21 protein-coding genes and 2 pseudogenes are annotated in these 18,642 nt (G+C 62.0%); 5 read left to right on the forward strand and 18 right to left on the reverse strand.

What is annotated here, in order from left to right; genetic code table 11:
• Window positions 1-153: 153 nt before the first annotated feature.
• From ACODTY_RS20670 to ACODTY_RS20685, 4 genes are all read right to left on the reverse strand, one after another.
• A complete protein-coding gene (locus tag ACODTY_RS20670; RefSeq protein WP_488996081.1) occupies window positions 154-639 on the reverse strand; it encodes an RES family NAD+ phosphorylase in 486 nt (161 codons plus the stop codon).
• Window positions 621-1,064 carry an Xre family toxin-antitoxin system antitoxin gene (locus ACODTY_RS20675; protein WP_488996082.1) on the reverse strand — a complete coding sequence of 148 codons (444 nt, stop codon included), beginning with the start codon at window positions 1,062-1,064 and terminating at the stop codon, window positions 621-623. The genes ACODTY_RS20670 and ACODTY_RS20675 overlap by 19 nt, the downstream gene beginning before the upstream one ends.
• Window positions 1,065-1,328: 264 nt before the next feature.
• A complete protein-coding gene (locus tag ACODTY_RS20680; protein WP_488996083.1) occupies window positions 1,329-2,951 on the reverse strand; it encodes a relaxase/mobilization nuclease domain-containing protein in 1,623 nt (540 codons plus the stop codon).
• Window positions 2,952-3,166: 215 nt separating this feature from the next.
• Entirely contained in the window at window positions 3,167-3,553 is a 387-nt protein-coding gene (locus tag ACODTY_RS20685) for a plasmid mobilization protein (protein ID WP_488996084.1), read from the reverse strand.
• Window positions 3,554-3,906: 353 nt separating this feature from the next.
• Between ACODTY_RS20685 and ACODTY_RS20690 the strand changes: the two genes are divergently transcribed.
• Both ACODTY_RS20690 and ACODTY_RS20695 read left to right on the forward strand, forming a co-directional pair.
• Entirely contained in the window at window positions 3,907-4,389 is a 483-nt protein-coding gene (locus ACODTY_RS20690) for a helix-turn-helix domain-containing protein (protein ID WP_488996085.1), read from the forward strand.
• A 437-nt stretch (window positions 4,390-4,826) separates the two neighbouring features.
• Complete coding sequence (locus ACODTY_RS20695; protein ID WP_488996086.1) at window positions 4,827-5,132, forward strand: WGR domain-containing protein; 306 nt, start codon at window positions 4,827-4,829, stop codon at window positions 5,130-5,132.
• On the opposite strand, the pseudogene ACODTY_RS20700 reads toward ACODTY_RS20695, so the two are convergent.
• From ACODTY_RS20700 to ACODTY_RS20725, 6 genes and pseudogenes are all read right to left on the reverse strand, one after another.
• Window positions 5,116-5,533: pseudogene (locus tag ACODTY_RS20700) on the reverse strand (hypothetical protein). The gene ACODTY_RS20695 and the pseudogene ACODTY_RS20700 overlap by 17 nt on opposite strands.
• Window positions 5,530-5,799, reverse strand: a complete 270-nt coding sequence (locus ACODTY_RS20705; protein WP_488996087.1) for a type II toxin-antitoxin system Phd/YefM family antitoxin — start codon at window positions 5,797-5,799, stop codon at window positions 5,530-5,532. Before ACODTY_RS20705 ends, ACODTY_RS20700 begins: the two are co-directional and overlap by 4 nt.
• Window positions 5,800-5,919: 120 nt before the next feature.
• Entirely contained in the window at window positions 5,920-6,084 is a 165-nt protein-coding gene (locus ACODTY_RS20710; RefSeq protein WP_488996088.1) for a hypothetical protein, read from the reverse strand.
• 318 nt (window positions 6,085-6,402) lie between these two features.
• Window positions 6,403-6,723, reverse strand: a complete 321-nt coding sequence (locus ACODTY_RS20715) for a DUF736 domain-containing protein (protein WP_488996089.1) — start codon at window positions 6,721-6,723, stop codon at window positions 6,403-6,405.
• A gap of 661 nt (window positions 6,724-7,384) precedes the next feature.
• Window positions 7,385-7,678, reverse strand: a complete 294-nt coding sequence (locus tag ACODTY_RS20720; RefSeq protein WP_488996090.1) for a type II toxin-antitoxin system RelE/ParE family toxin — start codon at window positions 7,676-7,678, stop codon at window positions 7,385-7,387.
• Between the two features lie 3 nt (window positions 7,679-7,681).
• On the reverse strand, window positions 7,682-7,981 hold the full coding sequence (locus ACODTY_RS20725; RefSeq protein ID WP_488996091.1) for a type II toxin-antitoxin system RelB/DinJ family antitoxin: 300 nt from the start codon (window positions 7,979-7,981) through the stop codon (window positions 7,682-7,684).
• Between the two features lie 409 nt (window positions 7,982-8,390).
• Between ACODTY_RS20725 and ACODTY_RS20730 the strand changes: the two genes are divergently transcribed.
• Window positions 8,391-9,377 (forward strand): GlxA family transcriptional regulator, encoded by a 987-nt coding sequence (locus ACODTY_RS20730; RefSeq protein WP_488996092.1) that lies wholly within the window; start codon window positions 8,391-8,393, stop codon window positions 9,375-9,377.
• Window positions 9,378-9,443: 66 nt separating this feature from the next.
• Window positions 9,444-11,198 (forward strand): putative bifunctional diguanylate cyclase/phosphodiesterase, encoded by a 1,755-nt coding sequence (locus ACODTY_RS20735; RefSeq protein WP_488996093.1) that lies wholly within the window; start codon window positions 9,444-9,446, stop codon window positions 11,196-11,198.
• Between the two features lie 281 nt (window positions 11,199-11,479).
• Here the strand turns inward: ACODTY_RS20735 and ACODTY_RS20740 are convergent, their stop codons facing one another.
• The 8 genes and pseudogenes from ACODTY_RS20740 to ACODTY_RS20775 form a co-directional block, all read right to left on the reverse strand.
• Window positions 11,480-12,406 carry an ArdC family protein gene (locus tag ACODTY_RS20740; protein ID WP_488996094.1) on the reverse strand — a complete coding sequence of 309 codons (927 nt, stop codon included), beginning with the start codon at window positions 12,404-12,406 and terminating at the stop codon, window positions 11,480-11,482.
• 333 nt (window positions 12,407-12,739) lie between these two features.
• Window positions 12,740-13,330 (reverse strand): hypothetical protein, encoded by a 591-nt coding sequence (locus tag ACODTY_RS20745; RefSeq protein WP_488996095.1) that lies wholly within the window; start codon window positions 13,328-13,330, stop codon window positions 12,740-12,742.
• A gap of 157 nt (window positions 13,331-13,487) precedes the next feature.
• A pseudogene (locus tag ACODTY_RS20750) lies at window positions 13,488-14,033 on the reverse strand (DUF7673 family protein).
• A gap of 34 nt (window positions 14,034-14,067) precedes the next feature.
• Window positions 14,068-14,259, reverse strand: a complete 192-nt coding sequence (locus ACODTY_RS20755) for a hypothetical protein (protein WP_488996096.1) — start codon at window positions 14,257-14,259, stop codon at window positions 14,068-14,070.
• Between the two features lie 221 nt (window positions 14,260-14,480).
• Entirely contained in the window at window positions 14,481-14,837 is a 357-nt protein-coding gene (locus ACODTY_RS20760) for a hypothetical protein (protein WP_488996097.1), read from the reverse strand.
• Window positions 14,834-15,721, reverse strand: coding sequence for a DUF7007 domain-containing protein (locus ACODTY_RS20765; protein WP_488996098.1), 888 nt, complete (start codon window positions 15,719-15,721; stop codon window positions 14,834-14,836). The genes ACODTY_RS20760 and ACODTY_RS20765 overlap by 4 nt, the downstream gene beginning before the upstream one ends.
• The gene (locus ACODTY_RS20770) at window positions 15,718-16,188 is read right to left on the reverse strand and encodes a hypothetical protein (RefSeq protein WP_488996099.1); all 471 of its coding nucleotides are present in this window, start codon (window positions 16,186-16,188) and stop codon (window positions 15,718-15,720) included. The genes ACODTY_RS20765 and ACODTY_RS20770 overlap by 4 nt, the downstream gene beginning before the upstream one ends.
• 87 nt (window positions 16,189-16,275) lie before the next feature.
• Entirely contained in the window at window positions 16,276-17,949 is a 1,674-nt protein-coding gene (locus ACODTY_RS20775) for a ParB N-terminal domain-containing protein (RefSeq protein WP_488996100.1), read from the reverse strand.
• A 339-nt stretch (window positions 17,950-18,288) separates the two neighbouring features.
• Between ACODTY_RS20775 and ACODTY_RS20780 the strand changes: the two genes are divergently transcribed.
• Window positions 18,289-18,639, forward strand: coding sequence for an antitoxin Xre/MbcA/ParS toxin-binding domain-containing protein (locus ACODTY_RS20780; RefSeq protein WP_488996101.1), 351 nt, complete (start codon window positions 18,289-18,291; stop codon window positions 18,637-18,639).
• Window positions 18,640-18,642: the final 3 nt, after the last annotated feature.

The raw sequence follows: 18,642 nt of genomic DNA on the forward strand, positions 1-18,642 counted from the left end.
ATACGACAAGCCATTGGTATCGCTGCGAAGTCGCAGTTCAAAATAGAACGCACCCACCAATATGTAAAAGTCGCATAATCTATCTTATGGAACTTAATAAATAACTGAAATACAACGATTATTTTCAATATCGGCTGTGACTAGCCCGAAGATTCATTCCCTGAATAGCCGTACATCCAGATCAAACGGTTCGATCCTTGCGATCTGGATCGCTGTCGCTTCGGAATGGCGAGGATTAATCAAGACATTGCAATCAGGACTATCCGCGATCGGTACGATTGCCGATGGAACGAAGAGCAGCGCGGTATCAATTCCCGTGAGCCATTCGTCGCCAAGGCGCTGCGTCATAGCTTCATGCCGCCGCCACTCAACAGGAAGCTCATCGGTTGTTCGATGCGAGACCGGCATCTCATCCGGGATATCGTACATAACCATGGCAAGTTCTGGCAGGAGCGCGGGCTCTTCAACGTGGACCAGCTTTTCCAGGATACAAAGCGAGGGCGACGTCGCCGCATATGTCACGGGATGTCCGACGGTGTTCCAACGACCGTCGAATAGAAGGCCATAGCCACCGTCCAGCGCATTCGCATACTGGAGGCTCGAAAGCCGCCACAGCCGCATCAGGCTGCGGCGCCCCACGCAAGTTTCCCAAGGATCGTTTCCACGACGCGGGCGCCAGCCTCGGTCTGAGCGACGCTCAAAGGCGTCTCCCCACCCAATTCGCTCAGTTCCTTGCGCAGCCACCGATTGGCCTTTGCTGTGTCCGCAAAGGTCTCTTCCGCAAGCGCTTGGACACGCACCAACCTCACGGCCCGGTCGGACTCTTCAACCGTCAGCGGTTGGTTCTTGTCGGCTCGATGGCGGCGTGTACGCTGTGGTATAACGAACCGCTCAATCTCCTGATCGCTGAGACCTGCCCGCGACAACCCCTTTAGCGCGGCCAATGGCAATCTCCGCCGGACGATCATGGCGAGATCCGCTTGCGAGCGGATATCCGCCCCGAGGACACTCGGCCCGCCGAGCTTGCGTGAGACCTCTTCAATGACAGTAGTAACGGTGGCCACAAACCGACTCCGGCAATCTGCCCCGAAATTTAGGGCACATTGCCGTCAAATACAAGGGCAGGCAGCTAATGAGGCCTACTATTGTTGATTTCCACAGCGGACTGAGTCTCGATCTTCGTCGAGAAGTGACCCACCTTCCTGTATGGTTTGGGTTGGGGGTTTCAGCCAAGGTGGGTGGTTTTTCCTTCTTTGTTGCGGCGGTCTGAGCCAAGCTGTTAGAGCGGCGCAGTACGATCGATTTTCATGTCTAGCGTCAGCCGGCGCCTAGGTTTCACGCTCAGGGTCGCCGTGTTCCCTTTCGTATCTTTCTTTGACTCCGCGTGCCGGTTCGCTCTGGCTCTCCGGTCGCTTATTGAATGGTGCTTGTGTCTCTTGTTCCTTAAGCTCCAGATATTCCCTACGAATTTGGACAATATCACGCGCGGCTGCAGCAATCTCTTCATAGTCATGTCGTTCCGAGGGTGGGAAGTTCGCCTCTAAGCCGGTGAGCATGGTCTCGACCTGCCTCTCGTATGCCTCAAATTCGGGACGTGTCATCCGTTGCATGGCGACCTCTTCTACTTTGGCGAGGGATTTCAAAATCTCTGCATTACCTGGCGAGTGGACGTCTAACGATGTCCTTTCGATATTGTGCCGAGCAATCTTGAAGCGGGCGACTTGTGCAGCTGCATACGCATTAAGTTCCTTGTCTTCGGGAACGCATGCAAGATCGCGCCATACTGCCTTAGCCGCGGCCACATAGGTACGGCTGCGCTCAGCTGTGGTTGAAGTCTCGATGTTCCGGCGCTTCGCATCGTAGCGCGCCTGTGCAGCTTCACTCGTGCCTTCATGTTTGGTCCGTCCGGCGTAGCTCACCGGCCGTACCTGATTGTGTGTGTAGGCCGGTGGGCTCGCCTGATCTCGCCGATCTGTTAGTTCCATGTCGATGCCATGCTCGCGGGCCCTCTCCGCCATGAGTTCTCGCCATTTGCGGAAGACCTGTGGGCTGGTCACGATGCGCTCCCCTGTTTCGGCGCGCATGGTGATGATGGCATGGGCGTGAACATGGGGTCGCTGGCCACCCTCCACCACCTTCTTGGGATCGTGCGATGGATCATGGACGGCAAAAACATAGCGATGCCCTGCAAATTGATCCCCTAGAAAACCTCTGACAGCATCTTGAAATGCAACGACGTCGGTTCCGGTGCGCGCAGAGACAATGAGATGCAAGACATCCCTACCCTTGCGACTGTGCATTTCATGGCGCCAATCCAGCTGGACAAGGGCACTGGCGATTTCCTGCGCGCCGATTGAGCGGCCAGACTCGTCCTGGACCTCTCCTTCAAAACGAGCGACGAGATCGCGCACACGCATCGTCGCGAACCGGACGCCGTTGCCATAGCCATGGAACTGAAAACATGTTTCGATGCAACTTCCGAATTCACTTCTGACAAGTCGTTGTTGGACAATCTCGGCCGCCTTTCTGTCACCAGTCAGACGTTCCCCAGTTCCCGCGTGAAGTACAACAACACCGCGCAACGAAAGTTTTTCCTGTCCTTCATCGATGGCAAAGACGAAGCGCCGGTCACCAAGTCCTGCTTTCAGGATTTTGCGGGCAACTGAATAGCTGTCTCTATCTTGGAAAGCTGCAGGAGCGAGCCCGACATTGAAGAGAGCGACGTCCCTGCTGCTGGCGCGGTTGTCCAATAGATGATCCCACCCGGTTCGAATATCCAATAGAGCACTCCTGCCCGAAATCTGCTCGCCATACTGGTTCTCGACTGCGAGCTGTCCTTCGCGAGCTGCGTAGTTGATCATCGCACCAACACGACTTGCTCCTCCGTAAGAGGCAACCTTGACGACCACTGGCTGGCTACCACGGGCGAGTGCCTCGAAGCGCCGATGCATGGACCGTTCGGGTTCCTTTTCGCTCTTGGACCGCAAGCCCTCCCATCCGCTGGAACGCCGCCGCCTTCTGCCGGGTGTTTCGGCTAGGTCTGCTGTCCCTGCCCTTCTGCGCCAGCTCCATTCGAACGTCCGGTCCCGTCCTACCTGGAGTTCGTGAAGCAGCGCCCCGCGCCGTCGCTCCCACTCACGTTCAAAGGCGCCCGGAAGGAATTCCATCAGCCTCTTCCGCCCCGACGCCGAACAGAGGCGCTTTTCGTCATCAATGAAAGTTCGACTCCGACCGTGGTCGCAACTGCTCTGGCGTCGCTTATCGCCGCAGCAAGTTCGACACTTGCAACGAAACCGCGAATATTCAGGGTCCGCGTCAACTGGTCCATGCAATTGCCTATCGAGCGCAGGTCTTGGCGAAGCAGTTGGAAAAGCGCCTCGTCATAAGGACTCAGGAATGGCGCTTTCCCCGCACCCTCGAGCGCCAGGGAGCGAAGAAAAGCGGAAACAGACATGTCTGCATGTCTTGCAGCCGCTTTCAAAGCCGAAAACTCTTCGTCGGAAAGACGAACGTGGGCAACTTGCTCGCGCCTTATACGGGCCCTGCAAATCATTCCCACAACGTCCTCATCAACGCCCCCTGTTGGGCTACGGCCGGAGGCCGGGAATCGAGGACTGGTTCCTCGATTGCAGGAAAATGTAACACATTTTTCCGTATCCTGCCAAGCACATTGCTAATGAAATATCTCACATAGGCCGTAAATCCCTTAAATATATAAGCTAAAAGCTTACTTCCATAAGCTTGTCCTCCCCAACGGCTTGCCTCGATTTCAGGGCAGCACCCACCTTGCAATCGGGGAGGGTTTCGCTATTCACCTATACGGGCTGCTGGGACGTCGCGGCCAAGACCAATAAGGTCGATCACGAATGGCGCGATGGTCGCGCGCTAACGGCAATCGGGTGGTGAATGGCCGCACGGGAGTTAGAGGAATTTCGCTCGAAACGCGGTCTCGTTGAGACCAGCGAACCGGATTACTTCGAGCGACCGCTATGGCGCAAGGAAGGCTTGGATGGTGTTGTTTCGCTCAGCGAAATGGACGCTGCCCTCAGTGAGTTCCTTGCAAAGGTTCGTCGCAAAGCAGGTCTGACCCGCGAGCAACTTGCAGAATTGCTGGGAATTTCCGGCCAAGTCTACGGACGATATGAGCGCGCCGATGCGAAGCTGAACGTCACCCGCCTGATTCATCTCAGTGAAATACTTGGTTTCGAACCGATGGAGATGATCTTCGCGGCGGCTCCTCACCTTTTTGGTGAAACTCCGGAGGAGGCGCAAAATCGAATCCAACTCATGCGGCTCATGTCGCGAATGCGGCCGGAAGCCGTTGAGTCCCTGCTTGTGCTGGTGGGCGAGTTATCCGGTGGATCTGGACAGGCAGCTAAAGAAAGCTGACATCAGCTTTCTCGAGAACCGATCTCTGTCCGGATGCCAATGCACATAATAATAAATCAGTCCAGTTTCCGCGATTCATAAATGCCGTTGCACCCGTGGCTTGGGGAGCGAGCCCTTTCTCTCGCAAAGCGAGGGCGCTCTCGTCAGGAAGCGGTACCCATTCCTGCTTTCTGAGCTCGTGAGTGGGAACCGCCGAATGCGACGTGGCGTAGTTCGTCCCAGGTCAACTTGGCAAAAGGGGGCGTCAACGTGCACAGCCCATTCGGGAACAACGCGACCATGAGGCACAGTATGGCAAGGCCGATGGCGCAGGATCGGACAAGGTAGCCCGATCTGAGGGCCTAAAGTTGAGGGGGAAACAGTCAAAAGGCTGCAAAGTCCCTTACGTCCAGCTATCCATCACGATCATGAATCGTTCGGACGGGATCGATTCAACAATGTCATTGGACGCAGCTTCCGAAGGAAGCGAGGCTCCGGTCATGGAACATGAGGAAGCAAGTCCGGTTCATCTTCGCCGCATCGACCCGTCGCGAAACATGCGGCGCTTCTATGTGCTCGTTCTCCAGCCGACCCTGTTCGGCGGAGCTTCCGTCATCCGCAACTGGGGTCGCATCGGCACGAGCGGCCAGTCGATGATGGAGACCTTCGACGCACCGAAGGCAGCGGCCTTCGCCTTCGACCGACTCGCCGGGGCGAAGAGGCGGCGCGGCTACAGCAAGCCCGACTCTAACGGACGCGGTTGACCTCGGTGACTTTCCTGCGCCGCCGCGCAACGAAATCGCGCAGTAGCGGCAGAAAAAAGGCCTTGCTGAAGCGGCCGATCGGCGGCTCGGGTTCGAGATAGTAGGACTTGCCGACGATATCGGAGTTGAACTCGTCAAGGATGATCCAGAGACGCCCGTCGGCATCGAGTCCGGCGCGGCGCATTTCGATTGCTGGAATCTCCGCCGCGAACCGCGACGTCTCAGGCTCCAGGCTGGTGATCGGAAAAAATAGCACGAGATCGCCATTCGCACGTGCGATGCGTATTCCGACCGCGACGGGCCCCGCTCCTTGCGGCCCTCGGTCTCGCCGGTGCTGGCTTACCGCGCCCATAGATTGGGTAGCGGATGACGGTTGCGATCCGGAAGTCGTTGTACCTCATGGCCGCCCTGTCTCATCCTCTTGCGCATAGGATTCGACGGCGTCCTCAAACTCGGCGAACACGCTGTCGGACATGGTCTCGATGGTTCCGGCCGTCCGCATGTCCGACTGGCGCATCAGCCGCTGATAGTCCTCGATGTTAAGAAGCACGAGGCGCGGCTTGTTGCGCTGGGTGATCGTCACCGGCCGGCGCAGCGCCTCGGCGATGATGTCGCCAGACTTCCGGGACAACTCGCTGGTGGAATAGGATCTACCTGAACGCGGCATAACAACCTCCTGATAATTTTGACTTTGCTGCAATTTACAGCAAAGACAGCTCTTGTGCAAATGCTGTAAGGAGGCGGCGGCGACCGAGGCCACTGGCGCGTCACGGATGAGACGCTGTCCTTAAAAGGGCGGCTCGCTGCTGGCGAGGCCTTCCTGCTCGGCCCAGATCGCCTCGCGTTCGGCCAGTGCCATCGCCAGCTCCTCCTCGACCCAGCGCCGCTCGTCGCGGTCGACGGCGTTCCGCAGCTCGGCCCGAAGCTCCTCAATGTGTTGATCGATCGACATCGTCATCTCCTTAATGTTTGTGAAGGACGACGCCGGCGGTCATGGCGGGCCGGAGGGGTCAAGGATCGCACAGCGACCGCCAGCGGCGGGCGGGGGAGCCGATTTTCTGGCGACGTCCCTTTGGGCGGCGGCTGAAAAATTGGGGGTACCGCTCGTCCTTGAGGCCTTCGGAACGCCATGGCACGATGGGACGATCAGAGCAGACCCCCGTTTCCGGTTAAGCGCTCTGCAAGCCGGAGCCGGGCTCGATGCCCGGATCCGGCTTCATCGTGCGCGGCTGAAGCCCAGCCTTGCGACGGGGCTCCTTCACGCTTGGGATCAGGCGTCGCGCCGCTTCGGGCGGCTCCAGATCAGGGCATAGTCGCCCTCCTTCTCGCTCGGCCACAGGGCCGCCGAAATCGGAGCGTTGAAGCTCGGATCGTCCATCTTGACCGAGACGTATTCCTCGCCGTCGTCCGAGATGGCCTTCCAGCCGGCGCCGACCTCGACGCCGTTTCCGGCAGTGATGCGGAAATCCGGGGCGTCGCGGGATACGCGCTCGATTGGGTTCAATCGGCACTTGAAACTGACGTTGAGTGTGCGGACGAAGCCGGCGATGCTGTTGTTGCCGCTGGTCGTGAATTCGCCGATGACAGCCATGGTAGAGGTACCTTTCCGGTTTGCTCGGACCGCGCCCATCGCGGCCTCGATGGCGGTGTAAGGACCGGAGGCGATCGACCCCGCACCCGCAGGGCCGAAACATCGTGGAGGGCGGCCGGAAACGGCTATTTTGCTTCGCGATGCAAAGGCGGCGCAGCCGCCGGCGGAAAATTGCCGGGGCCGATCGTTGCGGGAAGGCGATCGAGACGCAGTCGGCCTTCGGTCACACCAGCCCCTTTCGAGGCCGCCTGGGCGCACCGAACCGCAAGGCGGGACCGTGCCTGAACATGGCCCCACGCTCATCGGGTGCGTTCAATGACAGCGCCGACGACAACAATGCGCCGACCCCCGCCCTCCCCTCTCCCGGATGCCTGCCCGGACACGACCAGCCAACGCCCCCTGATAGCCCGTCCGCATCGCGGACAGTGACGTCCGAGGCCGCAGCCGGGTGAATGTTCGCCGACATCGGCCAGCGCAGCGTCCGGGTCAAACTGCTCAGCCTGCTTCATCAAGCACCATCACGCGGTGCGGCCGAGCGTGAAGGACGATGCCCGTGTTGGTCCCGAGCCGTCGAAGCGCCCGAACCGTGCTACCTGCTGCGAGCACGCCAGAAGGCGGGGGTTCAACGGTGCGCCCTGCCGGGCGCGGAAACAGCGTGACCTCAGCCGTCGGGAAGCTCGTCGGGCCACTGCTCGGCGCCATGCAGCACGCGCAGGATCCGAACCGTCTCGCCGGTCACCTGATAGGCCGCGACATAGGGCGTTCCTGTGACGACCAGTTCGCGCGTACCGGAGACGCGGCCCGGGCGGCCGCTTTCGGGAAAATCGCGAAGACGTTGCGCCGCCGCGACGATCCGCTCGTCGATGGCGACCGCCGCTGCGGGGTTCTGAGCTTCGATATGGGTGAAGATGTCGTCGCGATCGGAGAGCGCGAAGGCCGACCAGGTCAGCCTCACGTGCTAGGCACCCATCTTGCGCCGCGCGGACGCGCGCCGCTCGGCGAAATGCACCTCGACCTCATCGTCGGGAATGTCGGGGCGGCTGTCCTCCAGAGCCTCCAGGACCTTGGCGCGGAACCAGGCGTCGTGGACCTCGCTGTTTGACAGCAGTTCGAGCGGGAGCGCGCCCTCGTTGGCCGTGCGGGTTAAAAGGATGCGGACCGCGTCCGAGACCGTAAGGCCCATTCCTTCCAGGACGACCGATGCGCGGTCGCGGACCTCTGCGTCGATCCGCGTCTGAACTAATGCGTTTGCAGGCATGATCGCCTCCTTCTAAGAGCAATGTAATGCACTTGAATGACGAATGCCACCCCGATTGCATGCTGTATCTTCAAGGATGTCCTATCGGGCAATGCTTCGACAGTTGTTGGGTGGAAAGCGGACGGGCGGGTTTCGGGAGCCCCCGCCGAAAAGCGGTCGTTCGCACAAGCGAACAGACTTCGATGAGAATGCTCCACAATGAGCGTCTACAGTACGGAGAATAGTCCTGGTTGTCGTACCAAGTCGACGTTCTAGGATAAGTACGGTGCTGCGTTGCGCCGGCCGGCATACGACCTGTTTCACTTTGACGACTTAGCAGCGTTATGCGACCGTCTGCAGAATGGACCGGTGTCGGCGACCCATGTCGTCGAACACTTCGGGTCTGGCAGAAGGTGAGGAGATTATCCTCATGCGCGTCGTCATTTTCGTGCCTGCCGATGTCCACTCGCTGGAACTTGCGGGTCTCATGGACGTGTTCGCCGAAGCAAACGCGAGATCCGGCACAATCTTCTACGAAGTTTCGATCATTGGCGAGACTGATCGCGTCATCCGCTGCGCCTCCGGGTTGCGAGTGCTGCCTGACTTCGCCTTTGATACGTGTCCACATCTCCCTGATACCCTGCTTGTGGCCGGCAGCGTGGGAGTTCCTCAGAGCCCGGGCAAGCAGGTCGTTGACTGGTTGACCGGCAGGGCTCCCCAGACGCGGCGGTACGGGTCTGTGTGTACGGGCGCATTCGTGCTTGGTGAGGCGGGGCTGCTCAAAGGCCGGCGCGTGACGACGCACTGGCAGTTTGCGTCCCTGCTCGCTGAGCGTTTTCCTACAGCGCGTGTCGAAGGCGATCGGATGTTCGTCCGGGACGGTGCGATGATTACGTCGGCCGGGTCCAGTGCGGCGATCGATCTCGGCCTATCGCTCGTCGAGGAGGATTTGGGTCGGGAAGTGGCGCTCTACGTCGCGCGCCGACTGGTGGTATTCCTGAAGCGACCAGGTGACCAATCGCAGTTCAGCGTGCATCTCGCGGCCCAGGCGATCGACCGCAGCCGCCTTTACAAAGTCCAGCAATATGTCCTGAACCATCCGTCGGCGGACCTCTCGGTCACTGCCCTGGCGAAGATCGCCGCAATGAGCGCCCGGAACTTTACGCGCGTTTTTTCGCAGGAGGTCGGGATTTCGCCGTCCGAGTATGTCGACCTGACGCGTGTCGACGTGGCGCGCTTCCTCCTGGAGGGAAGCCGGCTGCCGATCGCATCGATCGCGGAAAAAAGCGGGTTCGGTTCGGCGCGTGCCATGCGCCGTGCCTTCCTCGCGCATGTCGGAGTGTTGCCGTCCGACTACCGCGATCGATTCCGGACCTCCGGCGACGGCGCGAGGCCCAATTTGTCCGATAACGGCTGACCGTTGTCCTAAAACCGCCTGGGCGTCGGATTGCTCCGGTTCGGGCGGAGGCCCATCTCTCATGTCATGGCAAAATTCAAGACGCTACGTCCATCGGATTTCAAGGAGCGCGCTTCGACCATGGCCGAACATGGGCTGCTCGGCTCCGACGCGATGAGGTTGATCCTTCCCACGCTGGTCGACGGACTGTCCGACGGGATCGCGATCGCACAGCGCTTGGGCGCCAACTCGCCGTTGCTCTATGTAAACAAAGCCTTTGAACGCCTGACGGGATATACTCGCAACGAGGTCATGGGAAAGGACTGCCGCTACCTGCAGGGCAATGAACGTGATCAACCGGAGATCGCCCGCATTCGCGCCGCAATCGAGGCGGGTGAACCTGTGGACGCAACGCTGCGAAACTATCGGAGGGATGGTTCAGCGTTCTGGAACAACCTCAGCCTCAGACCTGCCCGGATCCGCGACGACCTTTTTTTTGTCGGCATACTGCGTGACGTCTCGGCGATCCGGCAGGCGCAAATCGCCCTGGATCGCGCTGCCAACCTTGATGGCACGACGGGTTGCCTTAACCGCCAATCTTTCCTCTTGGCTGCCGAGGCGCAGTTTGCAAAGCACGCTGCGACGCTTCTCGTCATGAAGCTTGACGCGATTGGCTTTCACGATCTCAACACCGGGTACGGTTTCGAAGTCGGCGATGCCCTGCTTGCCGAAACCGGGCGGCGGCTGCGGGATGTAGGCGCTGCGCTGGTGGCCCGGATGGGGGCGAATGAGTTTGCCCTGACTTTCGAACTCCCGGATGAGACAAGTGCCGACGCGATCGTCACTTTGGTCTCGGCTGCCCTGGCCGAAGACTTCGTGGTGGCAGGTGCCAATGTCTCCCTTCGTTTCGCGATCGGCTACGCGATCGGTCAGCCTGGGAGCAGTGCGATTTCGCTCATTCGCAATGCCGGGACCGCACTCTGGGCGGCAAAGTCCGACCCCTTGGCTGGTCCGCGCCGATTTCGCGACGTGGACTATGAGCAGGCCCGCCGACGCGTGCGATTGACGCGGGAGTTGAAGCTGGCGGTGGCCAACAACGAGTTCGAGTATCATTTCCAGCCTCAGGTCGACCTGCTCACTGGTGAGTGGCTTGGGGCCGAAGCGCTGATCCGCTGGAACCACCCCCTCTTCGGCAGTCAACTGCCCGGCAGTTTCATCGATACTGCCGAACGATCGGGTCTGCTGCTGGATCTCACCGAGCAAAGCCTGACCACGGTCGCGACCTTTGCCCGACGCATCAATGCACAGCGCGAGAAGCCACTGCGCTTCTCGGTGAATGTTTCTGCGGGGGAATTCCTGCGGCACGACATGGCCGAAATGCTGGACCGTGTGCTGTATCTGACCAGCGCCGAACCCGCATGGCTGACGCTGGAGATCACTGAAAGTATGTTTCTCAACTACACACCCGGCGTGAGAGACCCCTTCGAGCGCCTGAGGCAGATCGGCGTTGGACTTTCGGTCGACGACTTCGGCACGGGCTATTCGAACCTGCGCTCGCTAGAAACGTTTCCGGTCACGGAGATCAAGGTCGACCGCACCTTTATTAGCGAACTGGCGACGAAGTCCTCCAAGAGGATCATCGTCCGCGCCGTCATCGAGTTGGGGCGCGCCCTTGGCCTGACCGTTGTCGCTGAGGGCGTCGAAACAGACGCACAACGGGATATGCTTTGCGACATGGGCTGTCCTGTAGGCCAGGGCTACTTGTTCGGAGCCCCGACGAATGAGGAAGGCTTTACCGCTCGGTCAGCGCGCAATTCGACAGATCCAGCGGACGCAGCGTGAGACCGCTTCGGTGCTTTGCGTTCACAAGCCGAGACAGCAGCCCGCCAATACTCAAGGGATGGAACCTGCGGCGTCTGAATGGCAGCTTGCAGTGAATTCCCGATGAGGCTCGAATGTCCAATTAAGGGTCGAATCCGGTCATTTCTTACCTTGAGAAACGAAGTGCCCGCCCGGCAAGCTCGGCATCACGAGTATAGCGGCGGACTCCGCGCCGGCGCCGAAGCAGGCCGCCGGCACCCGACCAGCAAGCGCCGCGCAGCAGCGGCAATGTCAGCGGAAACCTAGGCCGCCTCCCGATCCGTCTCCGCCTGCGGCTGGAGATCGTGCAGATAGGCGACGGCACGCTGCGCGTGGGCCGCGGCCTGGAAGATCGCCTTCCCGTCGCCCTCCAGCACGGTAAGCCACGACTGGACATAGCTGGCGTGGTCGGGGCGAAGCTCCATTTCGGGAACGATGCCGAGATCCGCGCAGAGGAAGCTGGCGCCAATATCGGCGACAAGTTCCTCGCGTGCGCGCTCAGTGAGATCCTTGTGGTAGCGGCTGAGGTCGCGGTTGAGCCTATGGCTCGCGCCGGCCCAGTGGACGCATTCATGGCCGAGCACCGCGTAATAGCTCGCAGCGTCGCGGAACGTCTCGAACGGTGGCATCTGCACATGGTCGCTGGACGGCGAAAAGAACGCCTTGGTGCCGCCGTGCCGGATCACGGCGCCGGTGTTGGCGAAGAAGCTTTCCGCCTCGGCGATGCGCACGACCGGATCGATGGCCGGCTCGGGCCGGTGGTAGTAGTGATCGGGAAGACCGTCGATCTGCTCGCAGTTGAAGACGGTGTAGGCCTTGAGGAACGGGATGTCCCGTTCGACCTCGCCGCCATGCGCGTCGACTTCGGTCTTGGTGAAGCGGCTGGCGTAGACGACGGTCGTGCCTGTTTCGTCCTTGCGCACATATCCGCCGAGTTCCGAGGCCTGTCTGAAGGTCATCCACATCGGCGAGGCGAAGCCGCGCGCCATTGCATCCGACCAGAGGAGCAGCACGTTGAGGCCGGTATAGGGCTGCCCGTTGTGACGCAGCGGTCGCGTGACCCGGCCGCCGGCGTTGCGCGCTCCCCATGGCTGGACCCATGGGCGCACACCCTTTTCGAGATCGGCGACGATGCGTTCGGTGATGCGGGTATAGACGTCGGCGCGTGGGCCGGATTTCCTGTCGGTCATTTCTTGTTCTCCGTTTCGGGGCTGCGCCCATCGCGGCCCGTCGCGGAGGTCCAGTGCCGGGGCCATGAGGAGGGCCAGCGCACCCGACCGGGCCCGTCGCACCGCGACGGGCGGGAAGGGCCGGAACGAAGAGGAGGACGGCAGAGCCGTTGCGCGGACCGCCGGCCCCGGCAGGACCGCCCCCCGGGACGGGCCGCGATGGGCGCAGCCCTTTCCCTCCCTTCCCTTCCTTGCTTTCGGGCATGCGGCGACACGGGAACAGGCCGACCCCGTCCGGGACCGGCCTGCTCAGATCGAAGAAGGGGCGAGGCCGACGCCTCGCCCGATAGAGGCTCAACCGAGAGCCGCCATCTGCATCTCCGCCGCCTTGCGGTCGAGCGTGTGACCGGGGTTTTCGACGGGGTGCTCGAAAGGCTTCCAGCGTTCACCGACGACATGCTCGTAAGCCGCGACGGCACCTTCGGCGGCCATGCGCAACGCGTGGGCCTGGATGCCCATGTCGGCGGCGAACTCGCGCTTGCGCTGGGCGGCGCTTTCGAATCCGACCGGACCGTCGAGGTCTTCGTCGCGCAGGTCATTGGCGGCCTTTGCCGTCAGGTCGCGCGCTTCCGTCACCGCCCGGCTATAGAACTGGCCCGCACCGTGGGCGGAACCGACATAGGAGCCGACGATGCGTTGTAGATGGATCTGCATTGCGCGCTCGCCGAGGCCTTCGCCGAGCGCATCGGCAGTCTCGACGATCATGCGCTCGTGAAGCTCGCGGATGCCGTCGCTGTCGATCACTGGGGATCCGAAATTCTCGGCGATTAGGGCGGCCTGCGTGGCGTCTGGGCAGGCGAGGCGGACCATTTCGAGGGTCGTGCCCTTGCGCAGCGAGACAACGCGAGCGGTCGGGCGCGGTGCGGGAGCGGATTTCTTTGCCATGGGGATGTCCTTTCCTTCGGTTCGGCCGAAAGCTCGGGCCGGCCCTTGCCGGCCCTCCCTTCGGGCGTGCTCGGGAAAAACCGGCGGATAGACGGGCGCTTCAGGGTCCGGGGCGGACGGAATCGAGCGAGGCCGGCTTGCGTGCCAGCGGGGCTTTTCAGCCCCGCGCAACACGCGGGCCTGCCTTGGCGAGATCGGACGGCCCGGCCGCAAGGCGGCGCGAAGCGGCCTTGAAGCGCACGGCTGCCGGTTTACGAGCGCACCTTGATCCGAAGGGGACCGGCAAGGGCCGGCGTTTCGACAGACCACAGGCAGGAAAGGATCCGCATGACGGATCCGGTCCCGCGGTCTCCGATGAAGAAGCCGGATCCCGCGCCGTGCGGCGGCTTACGCGATATGGCTCAGGCCGTCTTCGACGCCCGCTCCAAACCTGGGGACGCCAGAGTCGAATGATCTCATCGATCTGCGCTCGATAGTCGACGGGATACTCGGCTTCTACCCGGCTGGCGAGCCAGGCGAAAACGCTCGTCATGTCGCGGGCGATCGCCTTGTCGACTGCGAAGACGTCGGCCAGGTCGAAGCCGCCGAGGCCGTCCGCGTTCCACTATGCGAGGATGAAGTCCGCGACACGGCGCGATTGGCCGGTATCGCTGCGGGCGATGCGAAGTAGGCGCTCAAATGCCTCGCGTGTCGGTTCGTCCATGGCGAATACTCCCTGCCCGTTGCGCTATAACACGTCACGGACCCTCTGACACCGGGGCGCCTGCAATCGCATCGGCCTTCGCCAGAACGGAAAGCGCGCGCGGAAGCCAGTGCTCGAACTGGTGCTGCGACAGACCCATCGGCCGCGCTGGCTCCCGCACGATCGCGACCAAGGTGTCGAACAGATCGGCCTTGCGCTGAACGGTTTCGCCAAATTCCTCCGGCACCGCGATCTCTCGCCGGAATGCGCGGCATCCCTGCCCTTCCATATTCCGATGACATAGGTCTCGCCGGACGTATCAACGTCCTCCTCGGCGTCTCCCCAGCCTTCGTCGTCGAGAGCAAGACTACAGGCTTCCTCAGGCGTAGCGGCCTCGTAGTCCCGCCTGCGATAGACTGGCAGACGGTAGGTGGTTTCCACGGTATAAATTGGCATCTTCGTCTCCTTTCATGCTGCATGTGGTTTTCTGGCGCTCGATGTCGCCTCACCGGGTTGGGCGTCAAAACGCTCGCGAAATTTCAGGATCGCCCGGTCCTGCCGGGCGAGCTTGCGCGAAAGCGCATCAATCTCGGGTTGGCGCTCGGCCGTAAGCGCCGCAAGGTTCGATCGGTAGCGTTCGAGGAACGCGCTCGGATCGGGCGACTTGCCGCACCGATAGGCGGTTCGACGCGGCTGCAATTGCGGGATCAGCGCCGTCATCCGCCGCGTGATCTGCCGCTCGATCATATTGAGCTGGCGCTGGATCTGCCGGCGTGCTTCCTCCATGCGGGCAAGCTGCGCGTGGCGCTCGGGTGGACGGGTCATGACGCGTTCCTCCCCTGCCAGCCGATGAAGCTCGACGGGCCGCTATAGACGGGATGCCGACCCACATCGATGACAAAGCCGAAACGGCCGACCTCATATTCCTGCGAGGGAACCAGGAACCGGCGTTCCTCCGTCCCCGCGCCCCGCTTGCCACCCGGCGTGGCGACAACTTCGACGAAGCCCTCTTCATGCTCGGACGTGATCGCCGAGACGACGATCCAGTCGTTTCTATGTTTCCGCTCGAAGGCACGTTGGTCCTTCGTGCGGGATTCCCCCGGCTGGAGCACCGTGCCGAAGATTTTCTCCCAGGCGTCGGGCCAGCTGTCCTTGAGGGTTCGCTCCGCGCAGCGCCGCTCGAAGGCGGTGAACAGGTGCGGGAAGGTGATGGCGACGATAGCCCAGGCCTCGTCTTCCTCGTACCAGCCGCCTGCCGCGCGCAGCATCGGGTGGACCTTGGCGTTGCGGGCGCTCGACAGCTGAAACCCGCCGTGGCCGGCCGTGCTGTGAAATACGATATCCTCGGCGTAGAAGGTCGCGCTCTGGGACGGCCCCCACGGCGTGCTGGCCGTAACGTGCGCGTCCCGGCGGGTAAGCGAGGTCAATTCGCGCTGGTGTTCCGCGCGTTCGAGCACGGCGACGCGGAACGCGGCCACGTCGGCAAGCTCGCCGTAATGGCCGTAGAAATCTTCCCGCGTCCATTCGGGCATAGGGCGACGCATGCGCCAGCTGCTGGCCAGAAAGTGCTTGCCGTCGCGGGCAGGAACCATCCCATAAGCGTGATCCCCGACCAGCGCGACGGTCATGCCGTCGGCGCTGATGCCGAATGAAACCCCCGGAAATCCGGGGACTTCGCTATTGTGAGCCGAAGAAGCGAGCGCGGTCATACTGCCGCCCTCCCCTCGACGACAGCGGCGGCGACCTCGTCGGCGGTGATCGGCTGCAGGACCGCATGGGGATAGCCGTGGCTTTGCAGCCACGTCTGAGCGGCCGCTTCGCTCTCGGCGACGTGTACCAACTCGCCGTCGGGACGATCGAGCACGATCACCGAGCCGATGGCCGGCCGTTCGACCAGGGTGAAGGACAGGTCGCTGTCGATGGAGAAGCTGCGGTAGACGCGCAACACGACGGCAGCGCCTTTACCGAAGTCACCCTCGTGGAGCTTGAAGGAGTCCGCGATCGTGGTGTTGCCGATGACGCGACTGGGTTGCTTGGCGACCAGGCGACCGGCGCTGTTGCGGTGTTTCCATGTCGCAAGCTTCTTGCGATGACGCTCCGGCGGTCGCGGCGTGCCGTCGGAATATTTTACGATTGCGCCGAGCGGCGCGAGGTCTAAGATCAATGAAGCGGACATGGTGTCCTCCTTCTCTGGATGGTGAAAACAAAGCCGCCGCCGGACGGGCCGGCGGCGGGATGTCGATCGGAGATGAATGGGAAGCGTCTATTCGGCCGCTTCGCGGAACTCGCCCTCAGCCTGACGGGGATCTTCCGAGGCATCGGCCGCCTCGTCGGCGGTCTCGGGTTGCTCGTCCTCTTCCGGATCGGGAGCGTTGGTAGCGAGCCAGGCCGCCAGTTTCGTTTCGTCCGGCGCGAACAGCGCGCTCGCGTGGACGAAACGCTCCTCCTTGAAGTGGTCGACAAGGGCCGCGCGCGTGTCCTTCACCCGCGCACGCGGCAGCACCGCCGTGCCGGTGCAGGCAGCCTCAAGCGCTTGCCGGGACAAGCACGAGAGGAACTGGTCGGTGCCCATGTTGGACAGGAACACGTTCGCGCCGATCGCGTCGCCGGCAACGCGCGCGACGATGCCGCTGTTGGAGGCATTGCGCCGGCACGACAGAACCTCGCTCAGCGTGAGGCGTGCTGCAACGCGCAACGTCTCCTCGGTGTACTGAAGCTGGCCCGCGGCGTCGAAGAGCGTCGCAGCGTGCTTCGCCAACTGGCTGTTGCCGTACAACGACTGGCCGCCATCGGTCCTGACCGACACGTTCTGGCCCGAAAAGGCGAGGATCAGCAGCGCCATCAGCGTGTCGTCCTCGATCGGAGCGCGGTCGAGCGCCTCGTGCAGCGCATCGGTGCGGAAGTCGCCGATCATGTCCTGGCCCTTGTTGGTGACGGGCGGCCGGGCCTTCGGGACAGAGCCGATATCGTCATCGGCGCCCTTGCCCTTCTTCTTCTCCAGCATGCGGTAGGTCACGCTCTGCACCTTGCCGTCGCGGTCGAGATACATGGCCACGCAATCGGACTTTGCCGGCTTGCTGCTGTAGACGCGCTCGGCCTTGGGCGGCAGAACCGGCTGGCCCCAATTGTTGGCCTCGGTAATGATGCCGCGCTTCGGCAGGTGGTTTGCCATCCACTCCTGCTGCGCGCCCAAGAACGCCTCGACATTGGTCGTGTAGCGACCATCCTCGTCGGCCGGGCCGAACAGGTCTTCCTCCCATTCGATGCCGTAGGCGCGCGCCAGCTCGTCGTCGAAACTGGCGTCCTTGCCATACATGCGGGTCTTGGCCAGCGCGTTCGCCACGTTCCACCAACCAACTCTGGGATCGCCCTTGGATGGCTTGTGCGCCTTCCAGACTTCCTTCTGCTCGTCGAGAGAGGCGCACGCGATGGTCCGAAGCTGCTGCTCGTTGGGCATGTCGCCCTTGGCCATCTGGTCGAGCATGGCGGGCAGCACCTTGGCGAACAGCCTGAGCTGCTTGATCCGCCGCGGCGTAAGGGTCAATGCGACCGCCATCGCCTCCTCCGTCCAGCCGAGAGCGATCAGGCGCTCGATCGCCCGCCACTGGTCGACGGGATTGAGCGGCTCCCTTGCGATGTTCTCAGCGAAAGAGCGCATGGCTCCGTCGGTGGTGGCGCTGTCGTTGTCAGCATCGTTGACGAGGATGTCGATCTCTTCGATGCCTGCCTTGACCGCGAGCCTGACGCGGCGCCGGCCGGCCTCGATGACGAAGCCGTTGCTGCCATCTCTCTGCGGTGTGACAACAGGCGGATGCACGATGCCGATCACCTTGATCGAGGCCAGCAGAAGGGCGTCGGCCTGCGGCGACGACTTGGTCTGGCGCGAGTGGTTGGGGTTCTCCACCAAAGCGCGCGGGTCCATCTTCATGAGGTACATGGAATGCTCCTTTTCAGGGTTATGGACGCGGCCGTTTGCCGGTCCATCTCTGTCTTCTTGCCGAAGACCCCCTCCGGCCCGCGGAGCGGTCGGGCCGGTGCAACTGCGGCCGAGCATCCGGGCCTGGCCGGCCAAGCGGGGCTTACAGCCCTGCGCAGAACGCCGGGCCGGGATCGCGAGCGGCGCGGTTGAGCGCCAGCGCCAGCGGCCCACCCGATCTGCGAGCGAGCCTTCTATTTTCTGTTCCCTTCCCCTTTTCATAGATTTGTTTTGAAGTCCGCGGAAATTGACGCTATATTGCGTCATAATGATTGGCTTTCCGGAATGGAGGTAAGCGCTATGGGCCTTGCTCAATATGCCGACGATGGCCTGTTTTCGCCGCGCAAGATCGCGGACGCCTTGCGCACCACCAGCGAAGAGATCGCCCGCACGGCCGGGCTTGGAAAAGACGCGATCCAGCGCAAGGACCGCATCCGGTCCGATAGGACCCAGCGCCGTCTGCGCGAAGTGACGGAGATCCTCAACAAGGTTGAGCCGCGCTTCGGCTCGGCGCTGATGGCCTATGCCTGGTATCGCTCGGAGCCGTTGCCGGGCTTTTCCGGTCTGACGGCAATGCAGCTCGTCCGTGACGGTCAGGCCGATGACGTGCTCAACTATATCGATGCGGTCGACGCCGGCGTTTACGCCTGATCC

The organism is Mesorhizobium sp. FG116 (genome assembly GCF_057809835.1).

Excerpts from the sequence above, each read along its gene's own strand:
- ACODTY_RS20780 (WP_488996101.1), top strand. The coding sequence starts at position 18,289 with ATGGGCCTTGCTCAATATGCCGACGATGGCCTGTTTTCGCCGCGCAAG.
- ACODTY_RS20725 (WP_488996091.1), bottom strand. The coding sequence starts at position 7,981 with ATGCCTGCAAACGCATTAGTTCAGACGCGGATCGACGCAGAGGTCCGC.
- ACODTY_RS20765 (WP_488996098.1), bottom strand. The coding sequence starts at position 15,721 with ATGACCGCGCTCGCTTCTTCGGCTCACAATAGCGAAGTCCCCGGATTT.
- ACODTY_RS20710 (WP_488996088.1), bottom strand. The coding sequence starts at position 6,084 with ATGTCGATCGATCAACACATTGAGGAGCTTCGGGCCGAGCTGCGGAAC.
- ACODTY_RS20695 (WP_488996086.1), top strand. The coding sequence starts at position 4,827 with ATGTCATTGGACGCAGCTTCCGAAGGAAGCGAGGCTCCGGTCATGGAA.
- ACODTY_RS20705 (WP_488996087.1), bottom strand. The coding sequence starts at position 5,799 with ATGCCGCGTTCAGGTAGATCCTATTCCACCAGCGAGTTGTCCCGGAAG.
- ACODTY_RS20745 (WP_488996095.1), bottom strand. The coding sequence starts at position 13,330 with ATGGCAAAGAAATCCGCTCCCGCACCGCGCCCGACCGCTCGCGTTGTC.
- ACODTY_RS20760 (WP_488996097.1), bottom strand. The coding sequence starts at position 14,837 with ATGACCCGTCCACCCGAGCGCCACGCGCAGCTTGCCCGCATGGAGGAA.
- ACODTY_RS20715 (WP_488996089.1), bottom strand. The coding sequence starts at position 6,723 with ATGGCTGTCATCGGCGAATTCACGACCAGCGGCAACAACAGCATCGCC.
- ACODTY_RS20770 (WP_488996099.1), bottom strand. The coding sequence starts at position 16,188 with ATGTCCGCTTCATTGATCTTAGACCTCGCGCCGCTCGGCGCAATCGTA.
- ACODTY_RS20690 (WP_488996085.1), top strand. The coding sequence starts at position 3,907 with ATGGCCGCACGGGAGTTAGAGGAATTTCGCTCGAAACGCGGTCTCGTT.
- ACODTY_RS20735 (WP_488996093.1), top strand. The coding sequence starts at position 9,444 with ATGGCAAAATTCAAGACGCTACGTCCATCGGATTTCAAGGAGCGCGCT.
- ACODTY_RS20730 (WP_488996092.1), top strand. The coding sequence starts at position 8,391 with ATGCGCGTCGTCATTTTCGTGCCTGCCGATGTCCACTCGCTGGAACTT.
- ACODTY_RS20680 (WP_488996083.1), bottom strand. The coding sequence starts at position 2,951 with ATGCATCGGCGCTTCGAGGCACTCGCCCGTGGTAGCCAGCCAGTGGTC.
- ACODTY_RS20685 (WP_488996084.1), bottom strand. The coding sequence starts at position 3,553 with ATGATTTGCAGGGCCCGTATAAGGCGCGAGCAAGTTGCCCACGTTCGT.
- ACODTY_RS20740 (WP_488996094.1), bottom strand. The coding sequence starts at position 12,406 with ATGACCGACAGGAAATCCGGCCCACGCGCCGACGTCTATACCCGCATC.
- ACODTY_RS20775 (WP_488996100.1), bottom strand. The coding sequence starts at position 17,949 with ATGTACCTCATGAAGATGGACCCGCGCGCTTTGGTGGAGAACCCCAAC.